We start from the raw sequence: 13500 nt of genomic DNA on the forward strand, positions 1-13500 counted from the left end.
TTTAAAAATATAGTGGCACGCCGTTCGCAATATAAAGAGTAAGCAGCAAATGAATAGAGCGACCAATGATTTCGCGGGTGCTTTCCCTTCTTTGCTACATCGTTGCGGTTTAGCCGCGCGATACATCGAGTGAGCTGGCGTGCTCCACCTGGGTCCCCTTCGGGGGACTTTTTTTATGCCTGAAAAACCATCAGGACTAATTTACTTATATTAATATTTCACAAGATGTTTGGAAACACTGTTTTTATACTATATACTGTATAGGATGTTGGATAGCAAGAATCGCAATCCCTAAGCGCAAGGAACGGCGCGCTGCATAAAGAGGATGACCCTGATGAGTAATATGAAACTGATTTCTGCCGCTGTAATCACTGCTGGTTTCGCACTGGCAAGCTCTGCGGCTCTCGCTTATAACGCTGGCGATGTATTTGTCCGTGGCGGCGTTGCCCAGACGGATACAGGGTCAGATAACGGCAATGTAGACGGTGACTCATTAAGTATTGATGAAGCGCGCGGATTCACCTTTGGCGCTGGCTACCTGTTTACCGACAAGGTTGGTGTTGAGCTCAACAGTTCAGAAAAGTTTGAGCACGGCATTAGCACCGCTAGCAGAGGCGATGTGGGCAGCGTCGACCGTCTCCCGGTTAATCTGTTAGTGAACTATTACCCGATGGGCGGACTGGACTCTCGCGTACAGCCTTATGTCGGCGCTGGTCTTAACTACACGCGTTTCTCCGGTGAACCGAGCGGCCTAGACATTGATGAAAGCTACGGTGCAATTGGTCAAGTGGGTGTTGATCTGGCCGTGACTGAAAATGTCATGCTCAATGGTTACGCAAGCTACGCTGACGTGAGCGCTGATATTAGCGGCGGTGGTGAAGTTGATATGGAACCCGTCACCATTGGCGGCGGTGTTACTTACCGCTTCTAATCGAGTGCTGAAACATTTTGTGGTTATCCAACGCCCGGCCTTGTGCCGGGTGTTGTTCGTTTAGGGAGCGGAAAAATAACGCATTACGTTAGATTATCAAAACCGCTTTCTGTGACCGCGATGTTATCTTCAATGCGGATGCCGCCACAGGGTGAGAGCTGATCAATTAGTAGCCAGTTGATGGGCAGTGATGTGCTACGCAGAGGGGCAAGCAGCATAGTGATAAAATAGAGACCTGGCTCTATGGTCACGACCATACCTGGACGCAGCGTACGCGTTAGCCGCAGCGCTGGGTGCTTTTCTGGGGCTGGTGCTGGCGTGCCGTCTGGGTGACGCAATCCAGCTACATCGTGTACTTGTAGCCCCAGCGAATGACCTAACCCATGAGGGCAGAAGGCTCGTGTTACGCCTTCAGCAACCGCTTGCTCTGCGGTGCCTTTGAATAAACCGTGGGCCACCAATATCTCAGCTAGCTGTTGATGCATTTGCTCATGTAGGGCAATAAAGCTAACGCCTGGTGCAACGCCTTTCACAAGCTCATCTTTTAAATCATGCATGGCTGTGATCAGTTCGCCAAACGCAACGGGGGCATCGGGGCCAGCGTAGGCGCGAGTAATATCAGCGCAGTAACCACGAAACCGTCGACCAGCATCTACTAGCAGGCTGTAACGCCGTTTAGGCGCGTTCAGGTCGTAATGCTGGTAGTGCAATACACCCGCGTGCTCATTCAAACCGATGATATTTTGGTAAGGTACGTTCGATTCGCGCTGACGACTGGCACCTAAGTAAGCCAATTGAATATCCAATTCACCGGAGGCGCCAATAAACGCTGCTTGCGCTGCTTGATGGCCCGCTATCGCTAGGCGGTTGGCTTCACGGATACAGGCGATCTCATAGGGCGTTTTAAATAGCCGTAATTCATCCAGTGAATTCACCAGCTGCTCAGGCTGACGTTCGGCTTGCATCGTCTGCTGATGACTGGCTTCGAGTTGGTCAGTATCGCCGATAATGGCAGCATTACCGATCAAGGGTGGCGTGATTTTGTCGTTGCAAAAGTGAACATCGAAGGCGGCCACCCAAGGTTCTTCGGGAAGATGAGTGGGTAAATGCCAAAAATCGGCGGGCGCATACAAGTATAGCTGTGGGCGCTTTTCTGGCTGAATAATCAGCCAGCTATGCTGTACATCGGCTAAGCCCACCCAGTGCATGAAATGGCCGTAAGTCTGAAAGGGGGGCGTATGATCATCAGCAAAATGCATGCTGGCATGACCACTGTAAATCGCTAGGCTATCAAATCCATGTTCGGTCAACATCGACGCATAGGCGCGCTGAAGGTGGGCTATGTGATCGAGTTGCAAGTTAAAAAGAGTGCTCGACATGCAAACCGTGTCCTTTCTCAATTAAGCTTTCTCAAAGACGGCTTCAAGTGCGTGGAGTGACGAGTTCACTCCAGAAACCGTCGAGTTCAGCGTGGTGGTGGCTTTGATGGCGATAGAGCCGTAGCTCCATCGGCACATCCCAACGGCTATCGCCTGCTCTTACCAGCGTACCTTGAGCAAGCTCTGCGGCCACGTTGCGCTCAGGCAACCAGCTCATGCCGTAGCCAAGCAGCACCAGCTCTTTAATGCCCGCCGCGTAGAGATTTTCACTCTGCGCCGTTAAGTAAGTGCTCTGTGGCAACCTAGCCAAATGGGCTTTAACCGCTGAGCCAAGCAAGCCGCGCTTTGGGTAAGCAAGCCAAGGTGCAGGTTGATGGCGCGACCCTGGTAGCAACGCACAAGGCTCTCCCTCTGCATTTAACCCAGTCACCGGAATCAGCCTTTCATGACCGATTACCCGGTAGGTGCAGGCACTGGTATCAATATCCAGATCGCAGCGCCCAATTGGCCAGTAGCAGATGGCAAGGTCGCACTCGGCCCGCGCTAACGCTTGAAAATAGTCGTTAGCTACCCAGCCGGTAGCCCGCAAATAGGGCTGTACGCGGTCTTGCCAGCCTGTAGAGGCAAGCCATTCAGGCAAAAAATGCGGTAATAGGCTCTGCGGCGCCGCCACCATAATACGCCGCTGCTGGCCAGCATTGATTTCACGCACCCGGTCTCGCGTAAGCCGCACTCGTTCGGTCACCTGTTCACACAGGGTTAAAAACTCCTCACCAGCGGGCGTGAGCGAGAGGGGTAGCGTTTGACGATTAATCAGCGTTACGCCCATCTCCTCTTCAAGCAACTTAATCCGCCGGGAGAAGGTGGGCTGGGTAACGTGTTGATCATCTGCTGCGCGGGAGAAGTGCCGCGTTCTGGCCAGGGCAATAAAATCTTCTAGCCAGCGAATTTCCATGCTCTACCTCTCAGCGCCTTGGCTCGCTGTATATTAACGGGGAGCCTACTCATAGGCGCCCCTCTTCAACAGCGTGGCATGCGACACGGGTTCCGTCATCCTGTGTTTGCAAAAGGGGGATCTCTTGCTTACAGCGTGCATTTGCATGCGGGCAGCGACCATGAAACACGCAGCCGCTGGGCAAATTAACCGGGGTCGGCACTTCACCGGATAAGCGAATATGCTGAGGGCGGTCATCCTTTAAGCGCGGGATCGCCGAGAGCAGCGCCTGGGTGTAAGGGTGGCGCGGCTTTTCAAACAGCGTGGCCGTCGTGGCAATTTCACACACTGTACCCAAGTACATCACCGCCACACGGGTGCCAAAATGCTCGACCACGGCTAAATCGTGAGTGATGAACAGATAGGTCAGGTTGCGCTCTTGCTGGGCTTCCATCAGCAGGTTGAGCACCTGGGCTTGAATCGAAACGTCGAGGGCAGAAATAGGCTCATCGGCGACGATGAATTCAGGGTCCACGGCCAGGGCACGGGCAATCGCGATACGCTGACGTTGACCACCCGAGAACTCGTGGCCAAAACGCTTGCCCCAGTCGGGATCAATACCCACTGAGTGCATCACTTCTTCAACTTTTTCGAGAATTTTTGGCCGCTTCCAGTCAGGGTGGTGCAGGCGCAGCGGCTCTTCCAAGGTTTGCTGAATAGTCATGCGCGGGTTAAGCGATGCATAAGGGTTCTGGAAAATCATCTGCATACGCTTGCGATACGGCAGCAACTGACGCGAGCTTAAATTATCGATACGTTGGCCATCGTAGCGAATCTCGCCTTCAGAGGGTGTCAAAAGCCCCATCACCGTACGCGCCACGGTGGACTTACCGCAGCCGGATTCGCCCACCACACACAGTGCTTCACCGCGTTTGATATCCAGATTCACGCCGTTAATAGCATGGACATACTCTTGATGCCGTACCAGCTTGCCGCCCTTGAAGCGCAGTTGATCAAGGAAATCACCCGAGAGGGAGAAGCGCTTTTTCAAATCGCGGATCTGCAGCAACGAATCAGCACTCTCTTCGTTCTGACGAGGAGTGGGCATAGGGTTTTCCGTCATGGCCTCAGCGTGCGCATTCATGAGGTTTCCTCCTTCAAACGGCGATCTTCAAGCATTTCAGCCACCATATGGCACGCCACGCGGCAATTGCCGGACTCGACAAATTCGGGCACTTGCTGGGTGCAGGCGGGGCGGGGCTGACCATCGACGCGATTGATAAAATCGCAGCGTGGGTGAAACGCGCAGCCGCTTGGCAGGTTAGAAAGCGATGGCATACTGCCACGAATCTGGTTGAGCTTTTCACCCGGCGTTGCCATCTGTGGCAAGGCGTTGATTAGCCCTTGGGTATAGGGGTGTTGCGGGTCATTAATGATTTCCCGTGTCGGCCCTTGCTCAATGACGCGTCCAGCGTACATGACCAGCATGCGCTGGGTGACCTGGCTGACCACGCCCAGGTCGTGGGTGATCAGAATAAGCCCCACATTGTGCTGCTCGCAGAGATCAAGCAGCAGCGCCATGATCTCGGCTTGAATGGTCACGTCAAGCGCCGTAGTGGGCTCGTCGGCGATAATGATGTCAGGATCGAGCAGCAGCGCAATGGCGATAATAATCCGCTGGCGCATACCGCCGGATAGCTCGTGAGGGTACTGATCCAAACGCGTTTCCGGTGAGGGAATTTGCACCTGTTGCAGCTTATCCAAGGCAATTGCGCGGGCTTCTTTGGAGGAAATACGCCGATGCGCTTTCAAACACTCAACCATTTGCTCGCCAATGGAGAGCACCGGGTTGAGCGTCATCATCGGATCTTGGAAGATCATCGAAACACGATTGCCGCGCACTTTGCGCAGGCCGCGCTCAGACATATGGTTGAGCACTTGGCCGTCAAAGTTGACGGTGCCGCCGGCAATAAAGCCTGGCTTGGAAATTAAGTTAAGCAGCGAAAAAGCCGCGACAGATTTACCTGCGCCAGATTCACCGACAATGCCCAAGCGCTCACCGCGCTCAAGGCTGAAACTAATGTCCCGCAAGGCGTGGACTTCACCCTGGCGCAGCGCAAAGCGGACATCAAGATTATTGACTTCAAGTAGTGCCATGGTGTCCTCAGCCTTTGTAGAGTCGTGGGTTCATGACATCGCGCAGCCAGTCACCAAGTAGATTGATCGACAGCACCAGCACGACCAGTACCGCACCAGGAATGAGAGTGATCCACCAGGAGCCGGACTGAATATAGTCAAAGCCTGATTTAATCAACGAGCCCAGAGATGGATGCGTTTCTGGCATCCCAAGCCCCAGAAACGACAGCGCCGCTTCAGAAATAATCGCGTTGGCAATCTGTACGGTCGAGATAACGAAGATCGGCGACATGGTGTTGGGCAACACGTGACGGAACATAATGCGCTTACTGCGCAGCCCCATTACTCGGGCAGCATCTACGTACTCTTTGTTTTTCTCTGCCAGCACCGAGGCGCGAACGGTGCGGGCATACTGTGGCCATTCGGCCAGGCCGATAATCAGGATCAGCATCATCACTGCGTATTGGCTATAGAAGGCGCTGCCCATGGTCGCTTTGACCAAAGCGCCTACCACGATAGCGACCATTAGCGTCGAGAAGGAGAGCTGAATATCCGCTAGCCGCATCAATATAGTATCGACACGCCCGCCAAGATAGCCCGCCATCAGGCCGAAAGTGACCCCTAGCAGCGCTTGCAAAATGACCGCGCCAAAGCCGATCAGTAGCGAGACGCGTGTGCCGTACAGCACAATTGACCATAAATCACGGCCTTGGGCATCGGTGCCCAAGGCATAGCGCTCATCGGCGCCGTCAATCCAGAAGGGCGGCAGTTCAGATGACATGATGTCAATCTGAGCAAGGTCGTAAGGATTGGTTGGCGCCAACAGCGGGGAGGCAAAGGCAGCGATAACCATGCAAATAAACACGGCCAGACAGAGCTGTGCGGTGCGGTCACGCTTGAAGCTGTACCACATATAGGAGTCGCGCACGCGCTCCCAGCGGCCGGGTGAAGCACTCGCTTGTGAAGAATTACTTGTGGTGCTCATGCGGGCTTCCCAGTCAGTTTAACGGTGGGGTTCACCAGACCGTAGATCAGATCCACAATCGTATTGGTGACGACAAAAATAACGCCGACAATCATCAGGTAGGAGACGATGAGCGGAATATCAGCGCGGTTGATCGCATCCAAAAACATCAAACCCATGCCCGGCCATTGGAAAACGGTCTCGGTCAGAATGGTGTAAGCCACCATGGTGCCGATCTGTACGCCGCCGACGGTAATCACCGGTAGCATGGTGTTTTTAAGCGCGTGAACAAAATATACGCGGCGCATAGAGATACCCTTGGCGCGGGCGTACTTAACGTACTCCGACTGCAGGACTTCCATCATTTCGGCGCGGATAAGGCGAATAAATAGCGGCAACATGATAGAGGCCAGTGAGACGGCCGGTAATACTAGATGCTGTAAGCCGTTCCAGGTGGCTAAATTGGTATCCCAGTTACCCACCACATTCACCAGATCATAGCCACGGCCAAAGGACGGCATGTTTCCTTCGGTAGAAAAGAAGGCGTTTAACCAAGCGCCCCAGCCGGTACTTTCTGGGAATAGCGTCACGGTAACGCCAATCGCGAAAATTTGAATAAGCACGATCGCGGTTAGAAACACGGGGATTGAAATACCGATGATCGATACACCCATGAATAGTCGTGAAATTGGCGATCGCGGTTTGATCGCGCTGTATACCCCGATAGGTACTGAAAACAGCACAATTATCAGTGTCGCCGCAAATACCAGCTCCAGGGTGGCGGGTAAGTGGCGAGCAATGACTTCTAACGCCGGTTCGCGGTAAAAATACGAGTAGCCAAAATCACCTTGAACGGCATTTTTAGCAAAACGCGCGTATTGCACCAGGAAGGGGTCATTTAGGCCTAAACGCTCGCGAATCTCTTCGCGTTCGCTTTCCGGCACTGATTGGCCGACCATCTGCTGTACGGGGTCACCCAGGTTGTCCTGAATGGCGAAGGCCAACACGCTGATGACAAACATCACCAAAATCGCGTGCATCAGCCGCTTGATTAAAAAGGCAATCATGGCGTACGCCACCTATGTGAAGGGTTCATCAAAGAAAGTAGGGGCATGGTTATTCAAAGTGCTTGCAGGTTCGTGCCGCCAAATAAAAGGCTTCGCTCCCTAAACGCTTAGGGAGCGAAGCATACTGGCAGTTAATATTGCAGTGACTCTTTTGGCACTATGCAATTAATGCGCGATGGACATGATTAGTCGTCGCTGCTTTTAACGACCAAGTCACCCAGGTAAGGGAAGTCGATAGCGTTCACCACCGGCTCGACCTCAACACCATCCGCCGCGGCGTAGGCAAGGTTCTGCCAGTGCAGCATGATGAAACCGACGTCTTCGTAAAGCATAGCTTCGGCTTCACGCAGCATTTCGTTGCGTTTTTCCAGATCCGTTTCGCCATCCGCTTCGGTTACTAGTGCATCAATCTCTTCGTTGCAGTAACTGCCGTAGTTGTACTGACCCGCGCCGGTTTCTTCATCGATACAGAAGGTGAGGTACTGGAAGAAGTTAGCGCTGTCTTCCGTATCGGCGTGCCAGCCGATCATTGCCATATCGGATTCGCGGGTATCGTACTCAGGCCAGTACTGGGCGAGAGGCATGGTGCGTAGATCAACTTTGATGTTGATTTGCGCCAGCATGTTGGCCACTGCTTGGGCAATCTGGGCATCGTTCACGTAGCGGTTGTTGGGGGCGATCATTTCAACACTGAAGCCCTCTTCATATCCCGCTTCTGCCATTAGCTCTTTGGCGCGTTCGATATCGTAGCGTGGCGTTAAATCAGGGTTGTGGCCTGAGTAACCCTCTGGCGAGAACTGTCCAGCCGGGTTAGCAAACCCACGCATTAAACGGTCAGCAATGCCTTCTTGATTAATAGCCAGATCAACCGCTTGGCGAACGCGGGCGTCTTGGAAGGCTTCTACGCGCTCTTCGTTCATTTGGAAGCCAATGATGCGGGTACCGTCTATCTCAATCAGATTGACGCCATCTGCTTCACGGACTCGGTCTAAATCGTTGGGCGGAACGGCATCAATAAAGTCAACGCCGCCAGAAAGCAGTGCCGCAACGCGAGAGGCGTTTTCAGCGATAGGCGTCATGACGATGTTGGATACGTTGCCTTCGCTCTCAGTGTCCCAGTAATCTTCGAAACGTTCGAAATCAACCCGAACGCCTTGGCGACGGTCAGTCACAATGAACGGGCCGGTGCCTGAAACGTTGCGTGAAGCGAAGGAGTTGCCCGCTTTGACGATTTCAGCTTTGTCGCTACCGTCGTCGGTTTCACCCGTATAGAACTCGCTATCCATCGGGAAGATGTACGTAGCAAGGTTGAGCAACAGTGGGTAAGGTTCAGTGGTAACGATCTCAACGGTGTAGTCGTCCACCGCTTCGGCACTGGCAACCGGTTCAAAAATAGCGCGGTAATCAGGGCTTTCTTTCAGGCGTTCAATCGTCCATACCACATCTTTAGCGGTGAATTCGTTACCAGAGTGGAAGGTAACGCCTTCACGCAGCGTCATGCGCATAGTGGTGTCGTCTACTTATTCCCACTCGGTGGCTAAGCGCGGCTCAAACTGGAAGTCTTTGGTCCAGCGAACAAGAGGATCAAACGCAAGGTGAGAGAAACGCAGCACGCCGCCAGAGAGTTGTTCATGTAAATCGAGCGTTTCAGGGTCGGCAGAGTAACCAATACGGAGGGTTTCAGCACTTGCCGTCATCGGCAGCAATGTCGTACCTGCAACCACTGCACCAATAACAGAAGCCAGTAGGGTTTTCTTGAACGTCATAGTTGTTCCCTTGGGTCATTGTTTATTGTTCGTTTTGCGGGCGCTTTCCCCTCGCTAAAGGACGAAAATACCCGTAAAACAGACACGGTCAGCTTTAAAGCTATCTTAATAACATAGGCTAACAACATAGAGACTGCCTGTTGCGTCATACAATCGAAATAATGACAGGCATCATTCATCTGCTACATGACGTGGCTAATAGCGGCACATTACGTGCTTGTCATTAGACGAAAGTAGTAAGAAAAAAGATACGCCAGAATAGTCGGAGAAGCCGTATGTGGAAAAAAATCATAGTCGCAGCCATGGCTTGGTACCTTCCTACCCTAGCTGTCGCCGTTGAACCAACGCCTGGAACCAATGCAGAGCAGGGCTCTGAGCATGATTTGCCACCCAACTCGGAAACGGCGGCTCAGATCAAAGGCTTGTTAGATGGTGAATTACGAGAATGGTTTATTTTGAGCCATGGCAATGATTCAAACGCATCATTTATTGAGTCAAGTGATGACCATATCACTATCGATATTACGGGATTTGTTGATGATGAGGCCTGGGAGACTCAAGAAGCGCTGTCTATTAGCCTGACGATAAACGAAGGGGAGCTGATCAGCGCCGTGGTGTTACACCCGCTGGGGGACTCGACCTCACCGCCGCTCTACACCTCTGAAGGGGGCGATGTAGAAGTAACGCTGACGCACTATGAGCGGGCCAGTCAACGAGTTCACGTGGCTGGCAAGATACAGGGCGTACTGGCGCTACAAATACAGCTGGATGAGCCTCCGAGTCAGGAAGAGACCATTGAGATTGATGTGGCGTTTGATGTGGAGGCGCAAAAAATCGAGTTTTGATACCCGAAACCGACATCTGCCCGTTTCGGGTAATACATGACGGTGTAACGCAGTTAGTTAGTCAAACTGCTTATGTAACCAGGCATTGATTGTGTCAGATTCGTACATCCACTCTTCCCGGCCATCATCATGGATAATTTTGAGGCAGGGCACTTTAACTTTTCCCCCGCCTTCCAAGAGCGCTTGCTTATGGTCAGGGTCAAGCTGGACATCGCGCAGTTCAATGTTCAATCCCAACCGCGCTATCTCTTTGCGTACCTTGATGCAAAACGGGCAGGTGCGAAATTGATACAGGGCCAGCCGCTGGCATGTCTGATCAATAGTGGCTTGCTCTTCAGGCGAGCGTTCAACTGACTTAGGCGTAGAGAGCTTTTCAGAAATCAGCATAAACGGGGCAAGCACTAAGCGAACGCCACGAAAAAAATAGCGGATTAAAATGCGCATCTAAAGGCTCCTTTCGCTGATGATTAGGCTCATGTCAGCGTGCCGAGTGGAAAGAGAGTGATGGTGAACATTGATAAACAGTGGCCGCATCCTGCAACAACTAAAAGGATTTGTCACTTGAAGGGTGTTTTGACCCCGTTAATCGCAGTTTATAGTGATGAGTAGATGAGCAAATTGAGTCAGCATGCTAGGCTATTTGGCTATTTTTACGCCATATTTTGGCTTTTTAATTAAACGTCTTTGCGAATAGTTTATTGGCGAATAACGGGGCGAAAGCCATGCATCTGCATATTATTGGTATCTGCGGCACCTTTATGGGAAGCCTAGCGCTGCTGGCGCGTGAGTTAGGTCATCAGGTAAGTGGCTCTGACCAGCATGTCTATCCGCCCATGAGTACCCAATTGGTTGATGCGGGTATTATTTTGAAAGAGGGTTACCACGCGGATAATCTCTCGCTAGCACCGGGTATTGTGCCCGACCTTGTGGTAGTCGGTAACGCTATGTCGCGCGGTAATGAAGAGGTGGAGGCACTACTTAATAGTGGCCTGCCATACACCTCCGGCGCGCAGTGGTTGGCAGAGCACGTATTGCCTGGTCGACGAGTGATTGCGGTAGCAGGTACCCATGGAAAGACGACCACTGCGAGCATACTGGCGTGGTTATTGGAAAGCGGCGGATTAACACCAGGGTTTTTGATCGGCGGCGTACCGCGTAATTTTGGTGTGTCAGCGCGTCTAGGCGATCCGCGGGCACCGTTTGTAGTGGAAGCTGACGAGTACGATACGGCGTTCTTCGATAAGCGTTCCAAGTTCGTTCACTACCGTCCGCACATCGCGATACTCAATAACCTTGAGTTTGATCACGCGGATATCTTCCCTGATCTGGCCGCGATTGAGCGCCAGTTCCATCATTTAGTGCGTACCGTGCCCAGCCAAGGCCAACTCTTGGTGGCCGATGAACAGCCCGCGCTTGAGCGTGTGCTTGCCCAGGGCGTTTGGACCCCGGTCGCTCATTTTGGTGACCAAGCCACGAGTGAATGGCAGCTTACCCTTGAGCGTGACGATGCCAGCCGTTTCCAGGTGCTTCATTGTGGTGGCGAGCCCGTCCAGGATAGCCATTCTCAAAATAACAAGGGCCAAGACGAAGATGGTGTCGTTGAATGGACCCTCACCGGTGAGCATAACGCTCGCAATGCGTTGGCAGCATTGGCGGCAGCCAACTTATGTGGGGTTGATTTAGCTCGTGGTTGTGCGGCGTTGGCGCGTTTTGAAACCCCCAGAAGGCGGCAGGAAGTGCGTGGTGAAATCAATGCGATTCAGGTTATTGATGATTTTGCCCACCATCCCACGGCAATTGCCGCCACGCTTAAAGGGTTACGCGCGGCGACAACTAAAGGGCGGCTGCTGGCAGTGATTGAGCCGCGCTCCAATACAATGCGCTTGGGCGCGCTGCGCGAACGTTTGGTTGAGAGCGTGGCTGATGCTGATAGTGTGTTTTGGTTTCAGCCCGTTGGGCTGGATTGGTCCATGGAGGAGCTAGTAGCCACTCAGGGGGCGCGTGCGCAGCTGCATAATGACATTGATACATTGGTGGCGGCGGTGGTCACGCAAGCGTCACCATTGGACCGTATTGTAGTGATGTCTAATGGTGGTTTTGAGGGCGTGCATGAGCGTTTGCTGGCCGCGTTGAAGACTGCCCATGAAGCTGCTGCAAAAGAGGGGCATGTGTGACCAATCAAACTGAACCGCTATTCAAAAAGCCAGTTACCGTCGCACTTACCGGTGCCTCTGGGGCGCAGTACGGCCTACGTCTGATTGATGTGCTGGTCGCAGCGGGGCATGAAGTGTGGGTGATGATTTCCAAAGCTGCACACATGGTGATTGCCACCGAAACGGATATCGAACTGCCAGCGCAGCCTCAGCGGTTAGCTCAGGCGCTAAGTGAGCGCAGTGGTGCCCAGCCGGGGCAGATTCGCTGCTTTGGGCGCGAAGATTGGATGGCGCCCGTGGCTTCAGGCTCCGGTGCGCCATCGGCAATGGTGGTGTGCCCGTGCTCAACGGGAACGCTTTCAGCGGTAGCCACGGGGGCTAGCAATAATCTGATTGAGCGGGCGGCCGATGTCGCGATTAAGGAGCGCCGTACGCTGGTGTTAGTGCCTCGTGAAAGTCCGTTTTCCCCCATTCATCTTGAGCACATGCTGGCATTAAGCCGCCTGGGCGTGGTCATCTTGCCAGCGGCGCCGGGGTTTTATCATCGCCCACAAGGTATTGAGGATCTAATCGATTTTATTGTGGCGCGTATCCTAAACCAGTTGGGAATCGAGCATTCGCTGATGCCTCGCTGGGGTGAGGTGGAAAGCACTGCAAACCCCTCATCAACTAAGGATAACTAATCTATGATGTCGTGGGCGACGCTCTCGGTTTTTGTACCAACGTTTTTGTTTGTCTCGCTTACCCCAGGCATGTGCATGACACTTGCTATGGTGCTGGGTATGACCCAAGGCGTTAAGCGTACGCTGTGGATGATGATTGGCGAGCTGTTCGGCGTCGGCTTGGTAGCGGCAGCAGCGGGTGCTGGGGTGGCGGCGCTAATGTTACGCCAGCCAGAACTGTTTGTGCTGTTCAAATGGGTGGGCGGCGCCTATTTAGGCTATTTGGGCATTATGATGTGGCGTTCCCGCGGACGAATGGCAATACCTAGCGAGTTGGATGCTGGCCCACCAGCCAGTCGGCTACAGCTAGCGACGCAAGGCTTTGTGACCGCGGTAGCAAACCCCAAGGGGTGGGCGTTTTTTATGGTACTACTGCCACCTTTTTTAGACAGTAATCGCCCATTGCCAGGCCAGCTCAGCCTGCTGATTGCGGTCATTTTAACCATCGAGTTCGCTAGCATGCTGGTCTACGCCACTGGGGGTAAAACGCTACGTAATGTGCTCGGCAAGAGCGGCAATGTGCGCTTACTTAACCGTATCGCTGGCACGTTGATGATAGGGGTTGGGCTCTGGCTTGCCCTTGGTTGAACAAAACGGTGTTAG

General features: G+C 53.1%; 12 protein-coding genes and 1 pseudogene. 5 read left to right on the forward strand and 8 right to left on the reverse strand.

The annotated features are described in order from the left end of the window. The first annotated feature begins 334 nt into the window (after positions 1 to 334). On the forward strand, positions 335 to 931 hold the full coding sequence (locus V8L70_RS08575; RefSeq protein WP_198555964.1) for an OmpW/AlkL family protein: 597 nt from the start codon (positions 335 to 337) through the stop codon (positions 929 to 931). Between the two features lie 83 nt (positions 932 to 1014). Here the strand turns inward: V8L70_RS08575 and pepQ are convergent, their stop codons facing one another. The 7 genes and pseudogenes from pepQ to V8L70_RS08610 form a co-directional block, all read right to left on the reverse strand. Beyond that, entirely contained in the window at positions 1015 to 2310 is a 1296-nt protein-coding gene (pepQ, locus tag V8L70_RS08580; protein ID WP_101144953.1) for a Xaa-Pro dipeptidase, read from the reverse strand. A gap of 43 nt (positions 2311 to 2353) precedes the next feature. Beyond that, a complete protein-coding gene (locus V8L70_RS08585; protein WP_035557189.1) occupies positions 2354 to 3265 on the reverse strand; it encodes a LysR family transcriptional regulator in 912 nt (303 codons plus the stop codon). A gap of 49 nt (positions 3266 to 3314) precedes the next feature. After that, complete coding sequence (locus V8L70_RS08590; protein WP_035557192.1) at positions 3315 to 4388, reverse strand: ABC transporter ATP-binding protein; 1074 nt, start codon at positions 4386 to 4388, stop codon at positions 3315 to 3317. Beyond that, positions 4385 to 5401 (reverse strand): ABC transporter ATP-binding protein, encoded by a 1017-nt coding sequence (locus tag V8L70_RS08595; protein WP_035557195.1) that lies wholly within the window; start codon positions 5399 to 5401, stop codon positions 4385 to 4387. Before V8L70_RS08595 ends, V8L70_RS08590 begins: the two co-directional genes overlap by 4 nt. Before the next feature lie 7 nt (positions 5402 to 5408). Beyond that, positions 5409 to 6365 (reverse strand): ABC transporter permease, encoded by a 957-nt coding sequence (locus tag V8L70_RS08600; RefSeq protein ID WP_101145731.1) that lies wholly within the window; start codon positions 6363 to 6365, stop codon positions 5409 to 5411. Continuing rightward, complete coding sequence (locus tag V8L70_RS08605) at positions 6362 to 7411, reverse strand: ABC transporter permease (RefSeq protein WP_008956414.1); 1050 nt, start codon at positions 7409 to 7411, stop codon at positions 6362 to 6364. Before V8L70_RS08605 ends, V8L70_RS08600 begins: the two co-directional genes overlap by 4 nt. 185 nt (positions 7412 to 7596) lie before the next feature. Continuing rightward, positions 7597 to 9177: pseudogene (locus V8L70_RS08610) on the reverse strand (ABC transporter substrate-binding protein). Positions 9178 to 9452: 275 nt separating this feature from the next. Between V8L70_RS08610 and V8L70_RS08615 the strand changes: the two are divergent. Further along, on the forward strand, positions 9453 to 10022 hold the full coding sequence (locus V8L70_RS08615; protein ID WP_035557206.1) for a hypothetical protein: 570 nt from the start codon (positions 9453 to 9455) through the stop codon (positions 10020 to 10022). A gap of 57 nt (positions 10023 to 10079) precedes the next feature. Here V8L70_RS08615 and V8L70_RS08620 read toward each other — a convergent pair whose 3' ends face one another. Further along, positions 10080 to 10466 (reverse strand): glutaredoxin family protein, encoded by a 387-nt coding sequence (locus tag V8L70_RS08620; RefSeq protein ID WP_008956417.1) that lies wholly within the window; start codon positions 10464 to 10466, stop codon positions 10080 to 10082. A 278-nt stretch (positions 10467 to 10744) separates the two neighbouring features. Between V8L70_RS08620 and mpl the strand changes: the two genes are divergently transcribed. The 3 genes from mpl to V8L70_RS08635 are packed head-to-tail and all read left to right on the forward strand — an operon-like array spanning position 10745 to position 13485. Next, complete coding sequence (gene mpl / locus V8L70_RS08625) at positions 10745 to 12196, forward strand: UDP-N-acetylmuramate:L-alanyl-gamma-D-glutamyl-meso-diaminopimelate ligase (RefSeq protein WP_101145732.1); 1452 nt, start codon at positions 10745 to 10747, stop codon at positions 12194 to 12196. Further along, positions 12193 to 12858 (forward strand): flavin prenyltransferase UbiX, encoded by a 666-nt coding sequence (locus V8L70_RS08630; RefSeq protein ID WP_101145733.1) that lies wholly within the window; start codon positions 12193 to 12195, stop codon positions 12856 to 12858. Before mpl ends, V8L70_RS08630 begins: the two co-directional genes overlap by 4 nt. Before the next feature lie 3 nt (positions 12859 to 12861). Then, on the forward strand, positions 12862 to 13485 hold the full coding sequence (locus V8L70_RS08635) for a LysE family translocator (protein WP_198556008.1): 624 nt from the start codon (positions 12862 to 12864) through the stop codon (positions 13483 to 13485). Positions 13486 to 13500: the final 15 nt, after the last annotated feature.

The organism is Vreelandella arctica (assembly GCF_037070215.1).
Taxonomy (GTDB): Bacteria; Pseudomonadota; Gammaproteobacteria; order Pseudomonadales; family Halomonadaceae; genus Vreelandella; species Vreelandella arctica.

Excerpts from the sequence above, each read along its gene's own strand:
- V8L70_RS08575 (WP_198555964.1), top strand. The coding sequence starts at position 335 with ATGAGTAATATGAAACTGATTTCTGCCGCTGTAATCACTGCTGGTTTC.
- pepQ (WP_101144953.1), bottom strand. The coding sequence starts at position 2,310 with ATGTCGAGCACTCTTTTTAACTTGCAACTCGATCACATAGCCCACCTT.
- V8L70_RS08585 (WP_035557189.1), bottom strand. The coding sequence starts at position 3,265 with ATGGAAATTCGCTGGCTAGAAGATTTTATTGCCCTGGCCAGAACGCGG.
- V8L70_RS08590 (WP_035557192.1), bottom strand. The coding sequence starts at position 4,388 with ATGAATGCGCACGCTGAGGCCATGACGGAAAACCCTATGCCCACTCCT.
- V8L70_RS08595 (WP_035557195.1), bottom strand. The coding sequence starts at position 5,401 with ATGGCACTACTTGAAGTCAATAATCTTGATGTCCGCTTTGCGCTGCGC.
- V8L70_RS08600 (WP_101145731.1), bottom strand. The coding sequence starts at position 6,365 with ATGAGCACCACAAGTAATTCTTCACAAGCGAGTGCTTCACCCGGCCGC.
- V8L70_RS08605 (WP_008956414.1), bottom strand. The coding sequence starts at position 7,411 with ATGATTGCCTTTTTAATCAAGCGGCTGATGCACGCGATTTTGGTGATG.
- V8L70_RS08615 (WP_035557206.1), top strand. The coding sequence starts at position 9,453 with ATGTGGAAAAAAATCATAGTCGCAGCCATGGCTTGGTACCTTCCTACC.
- V8L70_RS08620 (WP_008956417.1), bottom strand. The coding sequence starts at position 10,466 with ATGCGCATTTTAATCCGCTATTTTTTTCGTGGCGTTCGCTTAGTGCTT.
- mpl (WP_101145732.1), top strand. The coding sequence starts at position 10,745 with ATGCATCTGCATATTATTGGTATCTGCGGCACCTTTATGGGAAGCCTA.
- V8L70_RS08635 (WP_198556008.1), top strand. The coding sequence starts at position 12,862 with ATGATGTCGTGGGCGACGCTCTCGGTTTTTGTACCAACGTTTTTGTTT.